Annotated in this window: 21 protein-coding genes; 7 read left to right on the top strand and 14 right to left on the bottom strand. The window is 33.1% G+C overall.

Annotation, left to right across the window (positions count from 1 at the left end):
• Positions 1-109: 109 nt before the first annotated feature.
• The gene (guaA, locus tag OXQ85_RS14535; protein WP_267405403.1) at positions 110-1,639 is read left to right on the top strand and encodes a glutamine-hydrolyzing GMP synthase; all 1,530 of its coding nucleotides are present in this window, start codon (positions 110-112) and stop codon (positions 1,637-1,639) included.
• 290 nt (positions 1,640-1,929) lie between these two features.
• On the opposite strand, the gene OXQ85_RS14530 is transcribed toward guaA, so the two are convergent.
• Positions 1,930-2,406, bottom strand: a complete 477-nt coding sequence (locus OXQ85_RS14530; protein ID WP_267405402.1) for a hypothetical protein — start codon at positions 2,404-2,406, stop codon at positions 1,930-1,932.
• Between the two features lie 19 nt (positions 2,407-2,425).
• Positions 2,426-2,728 carry a hypothetical protein gene (locus OXQ85_RS14525; protein ID WP_267405401.1) on the bottom strand — a complete coding sequence of 101 codons (303 nt, stop codon included), beginning with the start codon at positions 2,726-2,728 and terminating at the stop codon, positions 2,426-2,428.
• Positions 2,729-2,776: 48 nt separating this feature from the next.
• Here OXQ85_RS14525 and OXQ85_RS14520 point away from each other — a divergent pair, with 48 nt between their 5' ends.
• Entirely contained in the window at positions 2,777-4,279 is a 1,503-nt protein-coding gene (locus tag OXQ85_RS14520; protein WP_267405400.1) for a bifunctional GNAT family N-acetyltransferase/carbon-nitrogen hydrolase family protein, read from the top strand.
• A gap of 54 nt (positions 4,280-4,333) precedes the next feature.
• On the opposite strand, the gene OXQ85_RS14515 is transcribed toward OXQ85_RS14520, so the two are convergent.
• Positions 4,334-4,492: a hypothetical protein gene (locus OXQ85_RS14515; RefSeq protein WP_267405399.1), complete on the bottom strand. Its 159-nt coding sequence runs from the start codon at positions 4,490-4,492 to the stop codon at positions 4,334-4,336.
• 300 nt (positions 4,493-4,792) lie between these two features.
• Positions 4,793-5,149 (bottom strand): hypothetical protein, encoded by a 357-nt coding sequence (locus OXQ85_RS14510; protein WP_267405398.1) that lies wholly within the window; start codon positions 5,147-5,149, stop codon positions 4,793-4,795.
• Positions 5,150-5,429: 280 nt separating this feature from the next.
• On the opposite strand from OXQ85_RS14510, the gene OXQ85_RS14505 reads away from it, so the two are divergent.
• The 3 genes from OXQ85_RS14505 to OXQ85_RS14495 all read left to right on the top strand — a co-directional run bounded on the left by OXQ85_RS14505 (position 5,430) and on the right by OXQ85_RS14495 (position 9,090).
• On the top strand, positions 5,430-7,082 hold the full coding sequence (locus OXQ85_RS14505; RefSeq protein ID WP_267405397.1) for an AarF/UbiB family protein: 1,653 nt from the start codon (positions 5,430-5,432) through the stop codon (positions 7,080-7,082).
• A gap of 16 nt (positions 7,083-7,098) precedes the next feature.
• Positions 7,099-7,608: a VCBS repeat-containing protein gene (locus OXQ85_RS14500; protein ID WP_267405396.1), complete on the top strand. Its 510-nt coding sequence runs from the start codon at positions 7,099-7,101 to the stop codon at positions 7,606-7,608.
• A gap of 129 nt (positions 7,609-7,737) precedes the next feature.
• The gene (locus OXQ85_RS14495; protein WP_267405395.1) at positions 7,738-9,090 is read left to right on the top strand and encodes a DEAD/DEAH box helicase; all 1,353 of its coding nucleotides are present in this window, start codon (positions 7,738-7,740) and stop codon (positions 9,088-9,090) included.
• A gap of 47 nt (positions 9,091-9,137) precedes the next feature.
• On the opposite strand, the gene OXQ85_RS14490 is transcribed toward OXQ85_RS14495, so the two are convergent.
• The 10 genes from OXQ85_RS14490 to OXQ85_RS14445 form a co-directional block, all read right to left on the bottom strand.
• On the bottom strand, positions 9,138-9,569 hold the full coding sequence (locus OXQ85_RS14490; RefSeq protein ID WP_267405394.1) for a lipocalin family protein: 432 nt from the start codon (positions 9,567-9,569) through the stop codon (positions 9,138-9,140).
• Positions 9,570-9,706: 137 nt separating this feature from the next.
• On the bottom strand, positions 9,707-10,363 hold the full coding sequence (locus tag OXQ85_RS14485; protein ID WP_267405393.1) for a GDSL-type esterase/lipase family protein: 657 nt from the start codon (positions 10,361-10,363) through the stop codon (positions 9,707-9,709).
• Between the two features lie 70 nt (positions 10,364-10,433).
• Positions 10,434-10,907 (bottom strand): lipocalin family protein, encoded by a 474-nt coding sequence (locus OXQ85_RS14480; protein WP_267405392.1) that lies wholly within the window; start codon positions 10,905-10,907, stop codon positions 10,434-10,436.
• Between the two features lie 205 nt (positions 10,908-11,112).
• Positions 11,113-12,276: an iron-containing alcohol dehydrogenase gene (locus tag OXQ85_RS14475; RefSeq protein WP_267405391.1), complete on the bottom strand. Its 1,164-nt coding sequence runs from the start codon at positions 12,274-12,276 to the stop codon at positions 11,113-11,115.
• A gap of 398 nt (positions 12,277-12,674) precedes the next feature.
• Complete coding sequence (locus OXQ85_RS14470) at positions 12,675-13,601, bottom strand: hypothetical protein (RefSeq protein WP_267405390.1); 927 nt, start codon at positions 13,599-13,601, stop codon at positions 12,675-12,677.
• 87 nt (positions 13,602-13,688) lie between these two features.
• Positions 13,689-14,228, bottom strand: coding sequence for a helix-turn-helix transcriptional regulator (locus OXQ85_RS14465; RefSeq protein WP_267405389.1), 540 nt, complete (start codon positions 14,226-14,228; stop codon positions 13,689-13,691).
• 120 nt (positions 14,229-14,348) lie between these two features.
• The gene (locus OXQ85_RS14460; RefSeq protein WP_267405388.1) at positions 14,349-14,960 is read right to left on the bottom strand and encodes a hypothetical protein; all 612 of its coding nucleotides are present in this window, start codon (positions 14,958-14,960) and stop codon (positions 14,349-14,351) included.
• Positions 14,961-14,994: 34 nt separating this feature from the next.
• Positions 14,995-15,399, bottom strand: coding sequence for a hypothetical protein (locus tag OXQ85_RS14455; protein WP_267405387.1), 405 nt, complete (start codon positions 15,397-15,399; stop codon positions 14,995-14,997).
• Positions 15,400-15,542: 143 nt separating this feature from the next.
• Positions 15,543-16,112, bottom strand: coding sequence for a hypothetical protein (locus OXQ85_RS14450; RefSeq protein ID WP_267405386.1), 570 nt, complete (start codon positions 16,110-16,112; stop codon positions 15,543-15,545).
• A gap of 30 nt (positions 16,113-16,142) precedes the next feature.
• Positions 16,143-16,817 carry a hypothetical protein gene (locus OXQ85_RS14445; protein WP_267405385.1) on the bottom strand — a complete coding sequence of 225 codons (675 nt, stop codon included), beginning with the start codon at positions 16,815-16,817 and terminating at the stop codon, positions 16,143-16,145.
• 111 nt (positions 16,818-16,928) lie between these two features.
• Between OXQ85_RS14445 and OXQ85_RS14440 the strand changes: the two genes are divergently transcribed.
• Both OXQ85_RS14440 and OXQ85_RS14435 read left to right on the top strand, forming a co-directional pair.
• Complete coding sequence (locus tag OXQ85_RS14440; protein ID WP_267405384.1) at positions 16,929-19,463, top strand: phosphoenolpyruvate carboxylase; 2,535 nt, start codon at positions 16,929-16,931, stop codon at positions 19,461-19,463.
• Positions 19,464-19,472: 9 nt separating this feature from the next.
• A complete protein-coding gene (locus OXQ85_RS14435; protein ID WP_267405383.1) occupies positions 19,473-20,222 on the top strand; it encodes a hypothetical protein in 750 nt (249 codons plus the stop codon).
• The last annotated feature ends 20 nt before the right edge of the window (positions 20,223-20,242 follow it).

The following is a 20,242-nucleotide window of genomic DNA, read 5'->3' as shown; positions in this document are numbered from 1 at the left end:
TAAAAATTTTAAATAGCTTAGATTCCTACGGAATGACAAACACTCTTTTTAAAGGTTTAAAACAATTAAAAACTCATCATTTATCAATCATCATTTATCAATTATAAAAATGAACAACGGTATTATCATATTAGATTTCGGATCACAGTACAACCAGCTTATCGGAAGAAGAATCCGTGAGATGGGAGTGTATTCTGAAATTTTGCCTTTCAATACACCCTTAGAATCAATTTTAGAAAAACAGCCGAGAGGGATTATCCTTTCAGGTGGACCAAGTTCTGTCAACGCAGAAAATGCACATTTAGTTCAGAAAGAATTATATGAGCAGGGAATTCCTGTGTTGGGAATTTGCTACGGAATGCAGTTAACAGCACACCTTTTAGGCGGAAAAGTTCATAAAGGGGTAAAAGGGGAGTACGGAAAAGCACATTTAGAAATCGTAAAAGAATCTTCTTTATTAAAAGGGGTTACCAACAATTCTGTTGTTTGGATGAGCCACTTTGATGAAGTTGGAGATTTACCTGCAGGTTTTGAATTAAATGCAAAATCAGGAGTTATTGCTTCGATTTCAAATGAAGAGAAGAAAATTTTCTGTGTACAGTTTCATCCGGAAGTTTCTCACACTGAGGAAGGTGGGAAAATGTTAGAAAATTTCGTTTTTGCAATCTGTGACGCAGAGAAAAACTGGAAACTGACCAATTATATTGATAAAACAGTAGAAGAAATCCGTGAAAGAGTAGGAGATCAGAAAGTGATCCTTGGACTTTCAGGAGGGGTAGATTCTTCTGTTGCGGCAGTTTTGATCCATAAAGCAATCGGCGATCAATTGACTTGTATCTTCGTTGATACAGGATTATTGAGAAAAGACGAAGGCAAAAAAGTAATGGATAATTACGGGGAACATTTCCACATGAACATCAAGTTGGTAGATGCTAAAGAAAGATTCCTTTCAAAGCTTGCCGGAGTTGATGATCCTGAGGCGAAAAGAAAAATCATCGGAAACGAATTTATTCATGTTTTTGATGAAGAATCTCATAAAATTGAAGGTGCAAAATTCTTAGCTCAAGGAACAATTTATCCTGATGTTATTGAAAGTCAATCGGTAAATGGTCCTTCAGCAGTGATCAAATCTCACCACAATGTTGGTGGACTTCCGGAAGATATGGAGTTTGAATTGCTTGAGCCTTTGAGAGAATTATTCAAGGATGAAGTAAGAAAAGTAGGTGAAGAATTGGGAATTCCTCATCATTTGGTTCACAGACATCCTTTCCCTGGTCCTGGTTTGGGAATCAGAGTCTTAGGTGCTGTTGATGAAGAGAAAGTAAGAATTCTTCAGGAAGCTGATGATATTTTCATCGAGGAATTATACAAAAACGATTTGTATGAGAAAGTTTCTCAAGCTTTTGTAGTTCTTCTTCCTGTAAAATCTGTCGGAGTAATGGGTGATGAAAGAACGTACGAATACACTGCTGTGGTTCGTTCTGCAAATACCATCGACTTTATGACTGCAACTTGGAGCAGACTTCCTTACGAGTTTTTAGATACAGTTTCAAGTAGAATTATCAACGAGGTAAGAGGAATCAACAGAGTAGCTTACGATATTTCAAGCAAACCACCTGCAACTATCGAGTGGGAATAATTTTTGACTTGAATTTTACATATAAATCCTGCCTTTTGGCGGGATTTTTTTGTTACCAATCTTACCAATACTTAGAAAAATAAACTGGTATTAAAAAAATTAAACCATTTAAAAGATAAAGTATTATTTTTCGATTGTGTTGATGAATAATGTAAAAATTAATAATCAAAATTAATAGAATCACAGGAATGAATTCAAGAAAGAAATCTGTTTGAAAATACATTGATATTAATAAGTAGATCAATGATATTGCTATATTAATTATTGATATTTTTTTCATCGGCTTGAAATTACCAAATTTTTATCGATCCATAATGATTATTAGCTCCTTCAATTGTCAAAGTGAGTGTATCTTTTAAATAGGGTGTTTTGGAATATCCCCAAACGACATCCGAACTATCTAATTTCTCAATACTTTCTTCGGTAAAATATAAAACGATAGAATCTTTTAGATTTCTTTCATAGCTAATATTGTAAGAAAAATTACTATTACTCCAAATTCGAGTATCTTCCATCGAATGTTTTCCATAAGAAAAACCTCTTTCTAAATAGGGTTTAAATTGGAAATTTTTAAAATTAGCTGAATCAATGATCTTATAATTTAATTCCTTTACAAAAACCTTTCTACTTTTAGAATCTTTGATACTTGAGGTTCTCCCTCTATATTTCCATTTTCCGTATCCATACCATCCAACAGAACTGGAGATATATGGTAAAGCAAGAAATATAATTAAAATGATGATAGCTGAAACTATAATTTTTTTCATAAAAATTAAAAGCGTTTTATTAAAAAATAAAATCAGAGAAAACTTTAGAATAATCTTCACTGAAAAAGAATATTCTGCTTATTCCGTTATATCTTGCCTTTACAAATTTAATATGTTCGTAGGATTGCTTTTCTATTAGATAAAAATCATCAAGAATTTGTTTGGTCAATTTCTTTACACTTTCATCTTTAGCTATATTATTTCGGAATTTATATAAACTTATCAATTCATTTATAGGCAATGGACGATTTGTAAATGAAATATCAAAAATTTCCATTTCAGAATCGTACTCTTGAATTTTACTATAAATTAATTCTTTCATTTATTCTGTTATAAGTTTTTTCCCTAAATTTAAGTAAAAATACATCAAATGCAAATAGAAACAAGACCGCTCTCCGTTCAGGATTATGATGAATTGGTAATCACAATGAAACGCGCTTATCCTCAAATGTCGGAGTCGATATGGTCAAAAAGGAGCATAGAAAAACTCACCAAAATGTTCCCGAAAGGGCAAATTTGTATCACGGTCGATGGTAAACTGGCGGCTGTAGCGCTTTCTATTATCGTGAATTATAACGAGTTTGGAGACGATCATACGTATAGCGATATTACAGGGAATTATACTTTTAATACACACTCTTCCACAGGCGATGTTCTGTACGGAATTGAAGTTTTTGTAGATCCGGAATACCGTGAGCTCCGTCTGGGAAGAAGATTATATGACGCGAGAAAAGAACTTTGTGAATTGTTAAATTTAAAATCTATTGTCTTAGGCGGAAGAATTCCCAACTATCATAAACATAGTGATGAACTCTCTCCAAGAGAATATATCAGAAGAGTAAGAGACAAAGAAATCTATGATCCGGTGCTGTCTTTTCAGCTTTCCAATAATTTTCTGCCGATTAGGGTCATGAAAAAATATCTGCCTGAGGATGAGTCTTCCAAAGAAAATGCCGTGCTTCTTCAGTGGAATAACATCTATTATAGCAAAAAACCAAACACGATGCAGGACAGCATTATCCGTTTGGGATTGGTGCAGTGGCAGATGAGGCATTTTAAAGACATTCACTCTTTTTACGAGCAGGTAGAATTTTTCGTGAATGTAATGGGAGATTACAAGTCTGATTTTGTTTTGTTCCCTGAATTGTTCAATACACCATTATTAGCACCTTTCAACAAGCTTTCTGAGCGCGACAGTATGATTGAACTCGCTAAATTAACGGAAGAAATTAAAGATAAAATTTCAAGTCTGGCGATTAGTTATAATGTCAATATTATTTCCGGAAGCATGCCGGTTTTTGAAAATAACGAACTGTATAATGTAAGTTATCTTCTTCATCGTGACGGTAGGATTGATGAATACAGAAAAATTCACATCACTCCGAATGAAAGAAAATACTACGGAATGAAAGGCGGAAACGAGATTAGAGTTTTTGATACCGATTGCGGAAAGATCGGATTGGTGATCTGCTACGATGTCGAATTCCCTGAACTGCCAAGAATTTTAGCCGATCAGGGCATGAAAATTTTATTCGTTCCTTATTTAACGGATACTCAGAATGCGTATATGAGAGTTCGCCATTGCGCCGCTGCGAGAGCTATTGAAAATGAATGTTATGTTGCGATTGCCGGTTGTGTAGGAAACCTTCCGGGAGTTAATAATATGGACATCCAGTTTGGTCAGGCTGCGGTTTTCACACCATCGGATTTTGCTTTTCCATCCAATGCAGTGAAAGGAGAGGCCACTCCAAATACAGAAATGACGCTTATTGTAGATGTCGATTTGAATTTATTGAAAGATCTTCATTACAATGGTTCGGTTCAGGTGATGAAAGACCGAAGAAAAGACCTTTACGAAACTTATCTCAGATAAAACAAAAACCGGAATCAACTTGCATTCCGGCTTTTTATTTTATTTCAGTTTGAATTAAACTTGCGGACAAAGAACATCCAAGCAATAAATTCCCGGGCAGGTTGGTTTGCCATCATCAGGGCAACAAAAGTTAGAACAGTTAGGCACGATTACACTTCCTGTAATTTTTTTAAGATCTTCTCTTGAAATTGATTTTTTGTTTGAATTTTTCATGGTTTAGTTATTGTATTATTGTAAATATAATATTTTTATTCAACAATTGTGAGTTTTTCATTTTCTTTAAAAGACTTAATTATATTTAAGGTAGAATCCTCCAGACTGTTTCTCTTTAATGTAAGAGCAAAATAGAGTTTATTCTTAATAATAACCTCATTTATTTCATCAATTAATATTTTCTTATTGTTTATTAATATGTATTTTAATGTTGTCAACTGTAGTTGAGGGTGAACAAAATTACCAGTGATAATATAGAGATCCCTACTTGCTATGTTAAATGAGCTTTTTATGTTGAAATTATTCATCTGAATCAGAAAATCGTGGATTATATTTATAGTTTTGTGGTACTGGAATTTTCTTCAAAATTATACCATGAGCAATGGTACTATCAAGTCTTTTTCCTCCGTAAATCAATAATGTATTTTCTAGTATCATGTGAAAATCGCGGTAACAATTTTCACATTTAAATATAGTATCTTTTGAAAGTTTGTGAATAATAATTAATTCGCTTGGGAAAATTCTATCAGTATAATTATCATAAGTATAGCCTTCAATTTTATAGCTTCCAGTTTCAATTTTCTTATAAAATAGTTTATGCTCATTACATGAAAGTAAAACTAATGAGATAAATATTAATCTTAGACTTTTTATCATTTTAATTGAAAATTTTCATATTTATTTAGTTTCGTAAATGTAAATATTATAGAAAGTAATAGTGCATCCTCATAACTATAAGCTGTAACTCCACAACCTAATTGTATGGTTGATGGAATTTTTTCGGATGGAATGAAGCGAAACCAAAAACGAATTAATTTGATCATCTTTTTTAGGATAAATATAAAGTTTAATATTAATTTATGGAGATGAATTTAATTTAAAAAGTGAATGGTATAGGAATAATTTTTGGAGTAATTTGCATTCACATTTATAGAGTATGTTTGATAAGCAACAGAGAAAGCTGAAAAGGTCTGCAAGATTGATTTCCGTATTGAGCAAATATGGTTTTAAAGATATGCTGGCGAGAATGAACGGTGGAAATAAGCAGGAACAAATGGTTTCCGAAAATCCTGATGAAATTGTTTCTAAAGGAACGGTTTACGAACGCATCAGGCTAGTTTTGGAAGAACTCGGACCTACTTTTGTAAAGCTTGGTCAAACATTTAGTAACAGGGAAGATTTGCTTCCTGCAGAGCTTATTCAGGAGTTACAAAAACTTCAGGATAAGGTAGAAACCGTTGATATGAATGTAGAAGAAATTCTGGAAAACGAATTGAATATCTCCGTGAAAGAACATTTTGCAGAAATTGAGGCAAAACCTTTGGCAACCGCTTCTATCGCTCAGGTTTATAAAGGAACTTTGCGTGATGGAAGCGAGGTGATTCTGAAATTGAAAAAACCTGATGTTCAGTCAGTCATTGAAGATGATTTGTTGTTGATTAAGGATTTGGAAAAGCTGGTTTCATCCTATTCTGAAATGGGTGAAAAACTCAATCTGAAACAGGCTATTTCTACTTTTGAAAGATCTTTGCTGGAAGAAGTTTCTCTCATTAATGAAAAGGAAAATATCCTACAGTTTAAACGAAATTTTAAAGACAATAAAGAAACGTACGTTCCGAAAGTATACGAAGAATTTTCTAACAATAATGTTCTTTGCATGGAATTTATTGATGGAATAAAAGTAACAGATAAGTCAGTTCTTTTAGCCAATAATATTGACCCTGTGAAAGTTTCTGAAGTTGGATTACGACTTTTTGTAACCCAAATTATGGATTTTGGCTTCTTTCATGCCGACCCTCACGCAGGAAATATTTTAGTTAAAAAAGACGGAAAGGTTGTTTTTATAGATTTTGGAGCAGTAGGAAAAATTCCGCCAAAAGATAAGGAAGATCTTGAAAATTTAATTGTAAGCTTCGTAGCTAAAAATCCGCATAAAATTGTTCGGTATTTGAAAAAAATGTCCTTAAGCTATGAAATTCCGGATGAAAGGAGATTTGAAAATGATGTGGAAGATATTCTGAATTTCGTTCACAGTACTTCATTAAAAGAAATCGATGCGCAGGAGATCATTAATAAAATGAAAGATGTTTTGGCGGATAACCGACTTCAAATGCCTGATTATTTCTATCTTTTATTTAAAGGAATTACTTTAATAGAAGGAGTTGGACGAAATATCAATCCGGATTTGGATGTGGTGAAAAGTTTAAGTCCGTTCACAAAAAAAATCTTTGCACGAAAAATCAGTCCGCAGAATCTTTTTAAAACCGGTGTCGACAAGGTAATGAATTTTACGGATAATGTGGATGAAATTCCCAGAGAACTCCGTTCTGTTTTGCAGAAATTAGACGAAAATAAATTCACTGTTTCCAGCGAAATAAAGAATATTGAAAAAACGAATCAACTCATAAAATCAAGTATTGTCAATTTAATTTTAGCAATGATTTTAGGAGCTAATATTATTGCCACAGCCATTGTTTTTGTTTCAGAATCGGGACCTAGAATCGGAGAAATGTCGCTTGTGGCAGTTCTTGGTTTTGCTTTCTCAGTTTTGCTGGTGATTATTATTTTACTAAGAATTACAAGGAAATAGATTAAAAAATAACCTTATGAAAATACTTATTTTATCCATATTTACATTTTGTTCTTCCTTATTATCTGCTCAATCTGAAAAATCAGATGGTCTCTCGGGAGACTTCAATGGTGACGGAAAAAAAGAATTCGCCTACGTAAAAGTGAGCGATTGTAATGATGATTGCGACGGAGTTTGCGAGACCACCATTTATTTCAGTGATAAAAGTATTCCGTCATTTAAAATTTCTCCCGCTAACAGCGGAACTTTATACACCGTTGGAGACTTAAATAATGACGGCAAAGACGAAATTGCTTTTTATCCCGGCTGGTGTACAAGCTGCTGGCATCCGTTGTATGTGTATACTTACAAAAAGAATGCATGGGAACCTTTAGTTTCACCAATCTCCACGCATTGTTCTCAATGGGAAGAAGATAAATTTCCGATTAAAAAAGATCCGAAGAAAAAAGGATACGTAATCATTACGTCAAGTGTCTGGAAAGATGATGATATTAAAATTATTAGCAAAAGCATGAAAGTGGAATAAATGGCTGAAGCTGGAGGTTGGAAGAAAGGAAGTTGATATTCAACTTGAAATATATGCATAAAGTTGATAATCTTCTAGCTTCAAACCTCCAGCTTCCTTACTACAAAATTAATTACCTATCTTTGCAAAATGGAAAAACTCACTTTTGCAGATTTTGACCTTCCGGTTAAAATTCTTGATGTTTTAGCGGATCTTAATTTGTTTGAACCAACACCAATTCAGGAAAAAAGTATCAAACCGATACTTTCAGGAAGAGATGTGATGGGAATTGCACAAACCGGAACCGGAAAAACATTAGCTTATCTTTTACCTGTTTTGAAGACGTGGAAATATAATAAAACCGGGAATCCAACGGTTTTGGTATTGGTTCCTACGAGAGAATTGGTAGTGCAGGTAACGGAAATTGTTGAGAAATTAACGGAAAATATCACGGCAAGAGTTATCGGAATTTATGGTGGAAAAAATATCAATACACAGAAATTGTTATTTAACGATGGATGTGATATTTTGGTAGGAACACCAGGAAGGGTGATGGATTTGGCGATTGATAATGCAATCTCTTTAAAAGAAGTTCAGAAACTGATTATTGATGAGTTTGATGAAATGCTGAACTTAGGTTTCAGACCGCAATTAACGCACATTTTCGAAATGATGAAGGAGAAGAGACAGAATATTTTGTTCTCTGCAACGATGACGGAAGCGGTAGATGATATGCTGGATGAATATTTTGCAAATCCGGTTGAAATTTCTTTGGCAAAATCTGGAACTCCGCTTGAAAAAATTGAACAAACTGCTTATAAAGTAGAAAATTTTAATACTAAAATTAATTTACTTGAAAATTTATTGAAGAACAATGAGGATATGTCCAAAGTGTTGATCTTTAATAATAATAAAAAGCATGCTGATCTATTGTTTACAAAGATTGATGAGCTTTTCCCTGAACAGTTTGATGTTATTCATTCTAATAAATCTCAAAACTACAGATTAAAAGCAATGAAAAGCTTTGAAAATGAGGAGCTAAGAGGTTTAATTACAACCGACGTAATGGCGAGAGGTTTGGATATTTCTAATATTACGCACGTAATCAACTTTGAAACTCCGGATATTCCTGAACAATATATCCACAGAATCGGTAGAACAGGTAGAGCAGATAAAGATGGAAAGGCGATTACTTTTGTAACCAAAAAAGAAGAACCTTTAATTCTTGATATTGAGGTGTTGATGGATAAAGATTTAAAATTCATCGATTTCCCTGAAGAAGTGAAAATTAATCCTAAAAAGATTGCTTCGGAAGAAGATCAGGTGGTGATGAAAAACCCGGCACAGGTGAAGTTGAATGATGGGGGAGGTGCTTTCCATGAAAAGAAAGCCAAAAATACCAAAGAAAACTGGGGTGGGCCTTCAAAAAGAAAAGCTCCGAAAAAATTTGGAGCTAACAGAGCACAACAAAAAGCAATTTCGAAATCGAAAAGAAAGAAATAAAAAAAGTCCCTCAATTATAGGGACTTTTTGGTTTTATGCTAGAAAGTTTATTTTGTAAGGACAATCATTATTTTGTCATCAATACCGTCGCCATCCTCGTCGTCGTAATCTGTAACGATTTGGATTTTATTGTTGGTGTGACTTATAACTTCTTGTTCTTCGCCGTCGATGGTTATTCTTTTCTTGTCATAATTATAAGAATATTGCACTGTATCGGTTCCTAAATTGGAGCATGCTCCAGCACCGTTTTCATCATAAATGGTTGCTACCATAGATCCGTTTGATTTAAAATCGAACGTACTTTTCTTATAACAGGTAGAAGCATTTTCTGTATCTATTACATTTCCTGTTTTACCAGATACGGTAATGGTTTGTGAAGGTCTCCAAGTGCCTATAATTGATGGATTGTCATCGTTGTCATTGCTGCATGAGCTAAAAACGAATCCGGCAGAAAGCGCCAGAAATAATAATTTCTTCATGGTTTAAATTTAGTTTTTAAGTGGCGCAAAGAAATAAAAAAATCTGAATAATGACAAATAAATTTTTGCCATGAAGTCTAAAAAAACAAAAAAACTCTCAATTTGAGAGTTTTAGAATTTATTTTAAAAATAAATAATTATTTCATGTAAGGATTCATCACATTCGTCCAGATTTTATAACCTTCTGGCGTCATGTGAAGCATATCTCCTACGAAAAGATCTTTTCTAACTTTTCCATTCGCATCTTCCATTGCTTTTGTAATGTCGATGAATTTTGAGTTAGGTTGTTTTTCCATAAAAGCTTTGATAATCTGGTTGGCTTCTTTCATTTGAGGCCAAAGTTTTTCGCGGCTCGGAGAATATTTGATAGAAATATAATCTACTTCGATATTAGGAAATTTCTCACGAACTTTTTTGTAAAAAGCAACATATCTGTTGGTTACCTCTTTTACCTTTAATTTATCATCGTCAGCAAAATCATTTTCACCGCAGTAAATGATGATTTGCTTTGGCTGATAAGGGCTTAAAAGATCCTCAGAATAAGTATTCAAATCTATTAATCTTGATCCTCCAAAACCTCTGTTGATGATGGTTTTAGTAGGGAAATAACTGGCAACATCTGTCCATTTTGTGAAAGATGAGCTACCAATTAAAAGAATAGCATCTTTAGGAGGTGCTGTCTCTTTATCAAGTTTTTTAAAATTTTGAATGTCTTGCCAATACATCGGTTTTTTTTCTTGTGAAAAGAAAAGGGCAAAAGTCAGCAATAAAAATGCTGAAAGGATCTTCTTCATTGTTAATAATTTAAAAATTAATATTATTCTCACTAAAAAACTCCCGAAGCCTTCGGGAGTTTTAGGTTTTTTATCTTACATAATTTATATAGACATAATCTAGCTTTCCATCTCCATCATAATCCTGCATGTCATCTTTATCTTGTAATTCCATCATTCTCAATTCTTTGCTTGTAAGAACTGTAACTCTGTACTTATCATCATCTTCATTTTTGAATTTCAAAGTAAGATCCTTTGTTTCTTCATTGTAAGTGTAGGTACCCTCACTCGTTGCACTTACCTGACAATCTGCTCCTCCTGTTCCTGTATAGGCAGTATATTTAGCATAAAGATCTGTTCTGAAAGTAATAAAACTCTTAGCTTCACATCCTGTAATTGTATCTGTAGTAATTACTGTTTTATTGTCTTTTCCTGAAACATACTCTATTTTGCTTACCTTCCAATCGCCCTTCATGATGTCTAATTCATAAGCTTTAATATTATCATCTTCGCAAGAAGTAAGTGCTAGCGCGGAAAAGGCAAATAAAAGTAATTGTTTTTTCATTTTTACAAATTTAAGAATATGCTAAAATATAAATAAATTTGAAATATCTCTAATGAAATTCAGGTTTTTTAAACGAATGTTTGTAAAAAATATAATTTGAGGGTTGGAGGATGGAAGGGGGGAGCTGGAAGCCTTGCGGATTCCTTGATGTAAATAATCTCAATGATTAAAACTTCCCGTATCCAACTTTCTGCATCCTTCTATATTAATAACTCATTTCCACAATTTTATAAGCATCTTGTGGTGTAAGATTTTTATGTTCTCCAAGACCTAACCAGTTTCTTTCTGTAAAGGCTTTTTCCACTCTCTCCGCTGTTCCGTTGAAATCTTCTGTATAGTCTGAAAGTTTAGTCTGAATATGAAGGCTGTGGAAGAATTCTTCTAATTTTTTAATTCCTAATTCTGCTTTTTCTTCAACAGAACCTTCTTTCACACCCCAAACTCTTTCTGCGTATTGAGCTAATTTCCCTTTTTTAGCTTCAAAATTATAACGGTAATGAGAAGGCGCGATGATTGCCAGTGTTCTTGCGTGATCGATTCCGAAATAAGCCGTTAATTCGTGCCCCATTGTATGAACTGCCCAATCCGTAATAACTCCTTTCTGAATCAGTCCGTTCAAAGCCATGGTACAACACCACATGAAGTTTCCGGCCGCGTCATAATTAAAATCATCTGCCAATACTTTTGGTGCCGTTTCCTGTAAGCTGATCAAAATACTTTCAGCAATTCTTTCTTGCAAATCTGCAGAAGAAGGTGCCGTCATATACTGTTCCAAAACGTGAGTGTAAGCATCTGTAAGGCCATTTACCACTTGGTTTTTAGGAATAGTTCTTACCACTTCAGGGTCTAGTACAGAAAATTCAGGGAAAAGTCCGGGACCGCCTGATGATAATTTTTCATTAGTTTCTCTTCTGGAGATCACATATCCTGAATTCATTTCAGAGCCTGTTGCAGGCAATGTTAAAATACTTCCAAAAGGCATTCCCTCACCTTCAAAAGTTCGTACGGGTTTTTTAAGGATTTCCCAAGGTTCACCGTCATAATTGGCTGCAGCAGAAAGGAATTTCGTTCCGTCGATCACAGAACCGCCACCTACAGCCAGAAGATAGGTGATATTATTTTCTTTAATGAAGTTTAAAGCATTAATTAGCACTTCATATTCCGGATTGGCAGGAACTCCGCCAAATTCATATAAATCGTGATCTTTCAAAGCTTCTTTTACTTGATCATAAACGCCATTGTTCTTGATGCTTCCACCACCATAGATCATTAAAATTTTAGCGTCTGTAGGAATCTCTTTTGAAATTTTAGCAATTTCACCTTTCCCGAAAAGTATTTTTGTTGGATTTTTAAATTCGAAATTAAGCATTGTTCTTAAATTTTTGTAAGCCAAATTTACGGAAAGCTTCATGAAATTTAAGTTAAGAAAGTTTTAAAATTAATATCATTGATTTTTATTAAAACAATTGGCTTTTTAATCAATGCCGACCTATTTATTTTTAGGGAAAATTGCCGTGAAAATTTGTTTTACATTTTAAAGTCGGTTTAAAAAATTAATCAAAATTAATTTTAGGTTGGTTTTTCACAAAGGGCAGAAAGCTATTTAACCAAATAGTACGCTTTAAGGCACAAAGATTTTATCTGAGATAAGATTGATCATCAGTATTATAAAAGAAAATCTTTGATTTTCTCGTTGCGTCTTAAAAACAGCACATTTTTATTAAACCTTGAGCCTTTGCGCTTTTCCAATAAAACTTAAAGAAACTTTTATCTTATTACAAATTTTTTATTGTTACAATCTAAAATTAAGGTTGAATTGATAAAGATTTTATTTCCCAACATTCCTTCCATTCCGGAACTTTTCATCAGGAGCTTCTGAATTTTAGAAGTACCTTCGATATATGTAATTTCTGAAAGTTGTAAAACAGAATTGGCAATTTCAAGTTTTTGGTTTGCAGCCGATGTTTTTATTGTTAAAGTATTTCCCCAGGCATTTCCTTTTTCATGCTTTTCCGGGCTTTTCGGAATTCTGTACTGATTCCAGCCTTCTAAATTAGTGATGAGCTCATAGCCGCTTGTTCCGGAATCATACAGGAGTTTTAGTGTTTTATTTCCAATTTTTGCAGGAAGTAAAATTTTTCGTTTTTTAAATTCAAAGTCAGAAAATCCCTTTTCATTGATGATTTCTGTAAATGAGCAAACTGTATTCTTAAAATCTAAAATCACAATTCTTTTTTCAAGCAAATCACTGCCGATAGTTCCAATGATAGGAATAGCTTTTGGATCTTTAAAATTAATTTCATTTCCATAATTTATCACTGAAAAATCAGAAGACGTAATTTTCATTTTGTTTAAATTAAAATCTGAAAATATTTCATTAAATTTTTTATTCGGAAAGAATTTTTTCTGAATAGATTCTAAGGGTTTCTGATAAAAAACAGTCGTCGGCGTTCCCGTATCGAGCTGCATATAAAATGTATTATCAATGTTTTTTAAATTAACAGGAAGCAGCAAAGCAGAGTAATTATTCTCACCATCCTTAATCCATTTTATAGGAATATTTCCTGAATTTCCTGAAACGGTAAGTGTGTTGATCGGCGGCGTAAATTTTTGATTAAAATAAATATATCCGCCAATGAACAGCAGACTAAAAATAATGAATACAGTAAGAGTAATTTTTTTGAAAGTTTTCATTTCGCTTTTTTATGCAAGATTCGCTTTTCTGAATAGGTTTTGCAGCAAAAAGGATATGACAATCATATGACAGTTCTGTGACTTTAATTATAAGAAGTTGATTTTTAGTTTAATATGTAAGTCGTTTTTCTTGTTCAGGCTTATTCCATTTATCATCACAATCGCGACTTTCAAACATAAAAACAGAAGTAAAGGAATTATAAAAACAGGAATTTTTAACGAAAATAATTTTTGGATAAACGGACTGATGATCATCATAACTGACATTACAATCGCCAGAATAATCTGAACAGCAACAATGTTTTTGCCCAATTCTTTATTTCTGGGTTCCGTCGTTTTATATGTTAAAATCATCGGGAAAATAATGCCGCCAAACGGAATGATTATTCCAGCCAACGCAGAAAAATTAATCAATTTTGCTCTGGAAACATTAATAATTTCTTCTTTTATAAAAATGTGTTCGGTAGATGTTTCTAAAGCTTTTGCCAGAGATTTTAAGGTAAAGCCTTTGGGAATATTTCCAGATTCAATTCGTTGGACGGTTCTTAAGGAAATTCCTGCTTTTTCTGCAAGCTCAGTCTGAGTTAAGTTTTTACTTTCTCTCAACAATTGAACTTGATTTTTCATGGCAAAAATAATTAGTTTTTAATTTAAATTTTTAAACTTATGGTTCTTTTTATCAAACGTCAGCTCGAGTGATTTTTCGTAACAAAGTGAAGAAAAATTGTATCGAGAGCTTTTAATAAATTATGGATTTACACATTCTTCATTTTTGAAATAAATCCCATTGCTTTTACTTTCTAATTTTCCAGTTTTTCTATTGATTTTAATTAAAAAAGATTCTTTGGTCTGAGGACAACTTTTGGCTTTAGATAAATATAGCGTAATATTCTGATTATCTATTTTATAAGAACCTCCCGTTTTATCTGTTGAATCGAAACTGAAGCCATAGGTTTTGGCGACCAGAAGTGCTTCGGGAAGATTATTGATAGTTCCTATAAAATCTCTCAATTGCTGATCGCTGGAAAAATACTTAGATTGACTGTTTTCACAGGCCAAGATGTAAGAAAAACATCTGTTGCCTATACATTCCTGAAAAAAACCTTTTTCGGGTGCAGGGTCATTGAGCGTCATAAAAACAGGCATCTGGCTTTCATAAATAATGGATTTATCGGGATCCGGATCGCTGTCATTACGAAGAACCGACCAATATTCATATTTTTTATCCGGAACAATGAAAGGGTAGAGCAGATCTACATTATCCAGGATTTCCGGAATTTTTTTGAAATCAGAAGGAATCGTTTGCTGCCCGAAAACAAAACCTGATAACAGCAAGGCGATCGGAAAAAATAATTTCATGCTTTTGTTTTTGCAAATATACCCATGTCAAAATTTATTCCAATACGATTTTATAATATCCTTTTTCGTCTGTTACGTCAATGCCCACGCCGGTAAATGTCAGTTTATTGATCTGGTAGCCGTCACAACCGCCTTTAAATTCAGAAGATTGAATGGAGAAATTGAAATTTTTAACGTTAGAATGAAAAGTATAGTTTTTTGTTCCGTTATAAGCACCTACGTTTTCTAAAACAACTTTATCATCAGATGTTTTGGTCAATTGTATTCCCGATTGATTTTCTTCAATGGCGGAAAATGTGGTAAGCGTCCCATTGGTAATTAAGTTTTCATCATTGGCATTCACGAATTCAAAAATGATAGGAAATGGAGCATTGTAGCAAGTTTCGCCACAGGCAGAGAGTAGAAAAGTAGTGATGAAAAATAGGAATATTTTTTTCATTGGAAATGGATTGATGGAATAAAATTAATCATTAAACTTTTGTGAGCAAAATTATAATGTATTTGAATTATAACGATTTCTAAATATTTTTAAAACTTGAGCAAGCTGAAAATCGGTAATATCAAAATCGTCTATATTGAGTTCTATTTTTTTATATTGTGGAAGAAATACAAATAATTAATTTCAGGTCTATAATCATGTTTAGATTCACGACTTACCAAATGCTTTACAATAATTTTTTCAAGTTGGATTTCATTCCATAAATATATTGGGTTGTCTTTTATTTGAATTCCTTTTCCATTAATAGAGATCATAATTTTAGATAATTTTTTTATTTCTAAAATAATTTTAAAAATAAAGTAGCCAATGAATCCGATAAGTACAATTAATATGAATATTGTTGGTCCATTCAATTTGAATCTAAAACCTAAAAGGAAAAATAATCCCAAAATTACAAAGATGCTATAAACGGAAATAGAAATAATTCTGCCTGAACGTGAATATTTAATGATAATTTCATCAGGAAGCGTTAGTTCGTCATATTGAACTGAATCATTTTTGTGAATATTATATTCTTTATGAATGAAAAGCCCATTAATAAAGGCTCCGATAAAAAAGATAATAGAAAGAGGAAAAGAATACTGTAGTAAATATGTCCCTATTAGTAACGCTAAAATACCTAAAATAGCATAAAAAATAATTCCGAATTTCATCTATGTTTAAAGTTTTTAAAAGGTTATCTTTTAAGATGTCGCATGAGAATTTTTAAGATTAATCTTAATTGATCTATTTTCAAATTTATTATTTTTATTTAATACTTTATACTGTAATAGTATAACATTGTCATGTATTTCAATTTTATCGAAAATATTATCAATCGTTAAATAGTTATTTTGTGACATTACCTTTTCCAAAAGCCCTTTTTCTATGTGGTATGGATAAATTTTATTTGTATTTAAATCTGTATATAAAATTGTAGTGAAATTTTGTAAGGTTAATATAAATGGGGTATTGTGTTTAGTTTTATGACGATATAAAAATGATCCAAGTTTTCCAATAATATCTGCATTGTTCTTATTATGCAAAATATATTCGGATGGTTCGCAACATCCTGAAATAGTTCTATATTCTGCCAAAAAAGTACTTTTACATTCTTCTATGTTACTATAACCTAGTCTCGTTGTTAAATCCATGAAATCTTTATCAAGACTGAAAAGGATTTTCTTTATTTTTTTATTCTGAAAAACTAACCATGAAGAATCACAGTTATACTGCCAAAAAATTTGAGCTCCATTTTTTAAAATCTCAGGTTTACAAGAAATAATATTCTTTAATAAAGGTTTTTTATCACAATTGCATTGTTGAGTGAAAAAAGATTGAAATAGAAGGATAAAGGTTAGAATTAAAACTTTTTTCATGATTTTACAAAATTATATTTTTTGAATAATATTTCATATTAAATTACATAATTAATTATTTTTAAACTAAAGTTCATTTGAATTCAAAACAAAATCTCCTACATTTGTTATATGAGACACGACCAACGCGCAGAAAAATTCAGGCAGATTGTGGAAAATAAGTTCCAGATATATAATTCATTATTTATGAGCCTGCCTTATGATAAAATGACGAATATCGGGATGCTTCTCCCGTTTCTTTGTGAGGAAAGTAAACTCGGTTACGAAGCCGGAAAAACGCCCGAAGAAATTGTAGAAGAATTCTTTAAAAACCATACCGATTTACAGACCGAAGAGCAGAAACTCGAACTGCTTTTTAAAATCATACAATATATTGAAAGACAGGTGGTTTTATTTGATAGTATTGAAGATGCCGCTTTCCCTAATCTTCACTCTGAAAGTGATAACGGAACGGTAACCAATCTTTTCGAACGTTCACATCAGGATCATAAACTGGAGAAAGTGCGTGAAAAGCTGAAAGATTTTGCCATCAAAATTGTTTTCACCGCTCACCCGACGCAGTTTTATCCAAATTCTGTACAAAGAATTCTTCATGATCTCAGAAATGCGATCACGACAGATTCCATCACAAGTATCGATATGCTCTTGCAGCAATTGGGAAAAACACCGTTTGTAAACAAAGAAAAACCAACTCCGATCGATGAGGCGTTAAGCATTATCTATTATTTGAGATATGTATATTACGACACAATTGGCGAATTGTTTACCAAAATAAAAACAACATTCGGAAGCGATCATTTTCATCTGCATGAAGATGTGATTCAGCTGGGCTTCTGGCCGGGAGGTGACCGCGATGGAAATCCTTTTGTAACGGCTAATGTTACTAAACGAGTAGCCGAAGAGCTGCATTCCGCGATTTTAAAAGCCTATTATAATAACCTGAAAACAGTCAGAAGAAGGCTGAGTTTCAGAGGAGTTTCAGATGTTCTAAAAAAGCTGAGCGATGAACTGTATGGTGCCATTTTCAGAAATGAAAAGATCACAGCTGAAGATATTATCAAAAGAATTGATGAAGCCGAAAAGATTTTGGTGGAAGAGCACAATTCTTTATTTATTGATTCCTTGGTTAATTTCAGAGACCGTGTGAAGATTTTCGGAACGCACTTTGCGACACTGGATGTTCGTCAGGACAGCAGAATTCATCAGAAAGTGATTGATAATGTTTTTGCCAAAATTAACGGAACTGCTGATGCCACGTATGAGGAAAAATTCAATCAGTTAATTCAAATCTCAGAAAAAGTAAATCCGGATGATTTTGAAGATATTGTAAAAGATACGTTGTTAACAGTTTCTCAGATCACCGAAATCCAGCAATTGAATGGCTTGAGAGGAATGAACCGTTATATTATTTCTAATTCTGATGCGGTAAAAGACGTGATGAATGTGTATGCGTTTTTCAAGGTTTGCGGCTATCAGGATGAAGAAATTAATATGGATATTGTTCCGCTTTTCGAAACGATGGAAGGTCTTGCCAATGCTGAAAATGTAATGAATGAGTTGTATCAGAATCCGGTTTACAAAAAACATCTGGCGAAAAGAGGAAATCAGCAGACCATAATGTTAGGTTTTTCGGACGGAACAAAAGACGGAGGTTATCTGAAAGCCAATTGGGAAATTTATAAAGCGAAGGAAGTTTTAACACAGCTTTCCGAACAAAACGGAATTAAAGTCGTGTTCTTTGACGGTAGAGGCGGACCTCCTGCAAGAGGTGGTGGTAAAACTCATGATTTCTATGCTTCACAAGGGAAAACAATTGCCAATAATAAGATTGAATTAACCATTCAGGGGCAGACGATCACCAGTATTTTCGGAAATAAAGAACAGGCAAAATATAACTTTGAGCAGTTGTTGACCGCGGGAGTTGAAAATGATGTTTTCAAAAATGCAAAGAAAGATTTAACAGAAAAAGAAAGAGCGCTAATCATTGAATTGGCAGAGATCAGTTATAAAAAATATTCGGATTTAAAGGCGCATCCGATGTTTGTTCCTTATTTGCAGGAAATGAGTACGCTGGAATATTATGGAAAAACAAATATCGGGAGCCGACCTTCGAAACGTGGTGGCGACAGCGAGTTGAAGTTTGAAGATTTAAGGGCAATTCCGTTTGTGGGATCTTGGTCACAACTGAAGCAGAACGTTCCGGGATTCTTCGGTTTCGGATTTGCCATGCAGCAGTTGAAAGAGCAGGGAAGATTTGATGAAGTGAGAGAACTATATAAAGGTTCGGACTTCTTTAAAACATTAGTTCTGAACTCTATGATGAGTATGAATAAAACGTACTTTCCGTTGACGTATTATATTAAAAACAATCCGAAATTTGGTGCGTTTTGGAATGTTTTATTTGATGAATATACCTTGTCAAAGGAAATTATGCTGGAACTGACTGGCTTTAAAATGCTTCAGGAAGAAGATCCGCTTTCCAGAAAATCGGTGAAAATCCGTGAGAGAATTGTGTTGCCGCTGCTAAGTATTCAGCAATATGCTTTAATGAAAATTCAGAAAGGAGAAGGCGATCTGGAAGCATATGGAAAGTTGGTGACGCGTTCGCTGTTCGGAAATATTAATGCGAGCAGGAATTCGGCTTAATAGTTATATATGAGAAACTTACTGTATTTACCATTTGTGGCGGCTGGATTATTTTTATCAGTTGCCTGTAAAGATTCAAAGGAAAATAAACTGCCTTCTTCGGCAAAAAACGAAGCTTTGTCTTTAGAGAAGGTAATAGAAGATCATGTTGAAACAGTAAAAACAAATAAGGAGCCCAATAGTTTTATTCCGAAAGGCTTTGTTCTTTTTGAAAAAGTGAACGGTGATCTCAATAATGACGGACTTGAAGACTGTATTTTAATCATCAAAGGAACAGAAAAAAGCGAAATTATTCAAGATGAATATCGTGGAAAATTAGATAGAAACCGCAGAGGAATTATCGTTCTTTTGAAAACTAAAAATGGAGATTATCAGTCGGTTACTGAAAATGACAAATGCTTTTCATCGGAAAATGAAGAGGGTGGTGCCTACTATGCTCCAGAATTGATGGTATATGTGGAAAAAGGAAATTTATTTGTTCATTATGCGCACGGAAGATATGGTTTCTGGAAATATACTTTTAGATTAAAAGGTTCAGATTTTCAGTTGATAGGTTATGACGCAAGTGATAATAACGGACCTGTGGTGAATAATGAAACAAGTATTAATTTTTTAACGGGAAAAAAGCAGGATAAAGTGAATACAGATCCAAATGCTGAAAGTGGAGAAGAAGTTTTTGAAGAAACATGGAGCAAAATTCAAGCTCAGAAGCCCATTATGTTATCAGAAATTAAAGATTTTGATAATTTAGAGTTTTAAAAATATTTTTAAAATAAGAA

It is taken from the genome of Chryseobacterium sp. GM_Chr_2 (genome assembly GCF_026540445.1).
Lineage (GTDB): Bacteria > Bacteroidota > Bacteroidia > Flavobacteriales > Weeksellaceae > Chryseobacterium.
This window is presented reverse-complemented; position numbering and strand designations above follow the sequence as displayed.

Coding starts and splice junctions, on each gene's coding strand:
- OXQ85_RS14450 (WP_267405386.1), bottom strand. CDS start 16,112: ATGAAATTCGGAATTATTTTTTATGCTATTTTAGGTATTTTAGCGTTA.
- OXQ85_RS14515 (WP_267405399.1), bottom strand. CDS start 4,492: ATGAAAAATTCAAACAAAAAATCAATTTCAAGAGAAGATCTTAAAAAA.
- OXQ85_RS14470 (WP_267405390.1), bottom strand. CDS start 13,601: ATGAAAACTTTCAAAAAAATTACTCTTACTGTATTCATTATTTTTAGT.
- OXQ85_RS14495 (WP_267405395.1), top strand. CDS start 7,738: ATGGAAAAACTCACTTTTGCAGATTTTGACCTTCCGGTTAAAATTCTT.
- OXQ85_RS14520 (WP_267405400.1), top strand. CDS start 2,777: ATGCAAATAGAAACAAGACCGCTCTCCGTTCAGGATTATGATGAATTG.
- OXQ85_RS14480 (WP_267405392.1), bottom strand. CDS start 10,907: ATGAAAAAACAATTACTTTTATTTGCCTTTTCCGCGCTAGCACTTACT.
- guaA (WP_267405403.1), top strand. CDS start 110: ATGAACAACGGTATTATCATATTAGATTTCGGATCACAGTACAACCAG.
- OXQ85_RS14460 (WP_267405388.1), bottom strand. CDS start 14,960: ATGAAATTATTTTTTCCGATCGCCTTGCTGTTATCAGGTTTTGTTTTC.
- OXQ85_RS14445 (WP_267405385.1), bottom strand. CDS start 16,817: ATGAAAAAAGTTTTAATTCTAACCTTTATCCTTCTATTTCAATCTTTT.
- OXQ85_RS14505 (WP_267405397.1), top strand. CDS start 5,430: ATGTTTGATAAGCAACAGAGAAAGCTGAAAAGGTCTGCAAGATTGATT.
- OXQ85_RS14500 (WP_267405396.1), top strand. CDS start 7,099: ATGAAAATACTTATTTTATCCATATTTACATTTTGTTCTTCCTTATTA.
- OXQ85_RS14530 (WP_267405402.1), bottom strand. CDS start 2,406: ATGAAAAAAATTATAGTTTCAGCTATCATCATTTTAATTATATTTCTT.
- OXQ85_RS14510 (WP_267405398.1), bottom strand. CDS start 5,149: ATGATAAAAAGTCTAAGATTAATATTTATCTCATTAGTTTTACTTTCA.
- OXQ85_RS14435 (WP_267405383.1), top strand. CDS start 19,473: ATGAGAAACTTACTGTATTTACCATTTGTGGCGGCTGGATTATTTTTA.
- OXQ85_RS14485 (WP_267405393.1), bottom strand. CDS start 10,363: ATGAAGAAGATCCTTTCAGCATTTTTATTGCTGACTTTTGCCCTTTTC.
- OXQ85_RS14440 (WP_267405384.1), top strand. CDS start 16,929: ATGAGACACGACCAACGCGCAGAAAAATTCAGGCAGATTGTGGAAAAT.
- OXQ85_RS14525 (WP_267405401.1), bottom strand. CDS start 2,728: ATGAAAGAATTAATTTATAGTAAAATTCAAGAGTACGATTCTGAAATG.
- OXQ85_RS14475 (WP_267405391.1), bottom strand. CDS start 12,276: ATGCTTAATTTCGAATTTAAAAATCCAACAAAAATACTTTTCGGGAAA.
- OXQ85_RS14455 (WP_267405387.1), bottom strand. CDS start 15,399: ATGAAAAAAATATTCCTATTTTTCATCACTACTTTTCTACTCTCTGCC.
- OXQ85_RS14490 (WP_267405394.1), bottom strand. CDS start 9,569: ATGAAGAAATTATTATTTCTGGCGCTTTCTGCCGGATTCGTTTTTAGC.
- OXQ85_RS14465 (WP_267405389.1), bottom strand. CDS start 14,228: ATGAAAAATCAAGTTCAATTGTTGAGAGAAAGTAAAAACTTAACTCAG.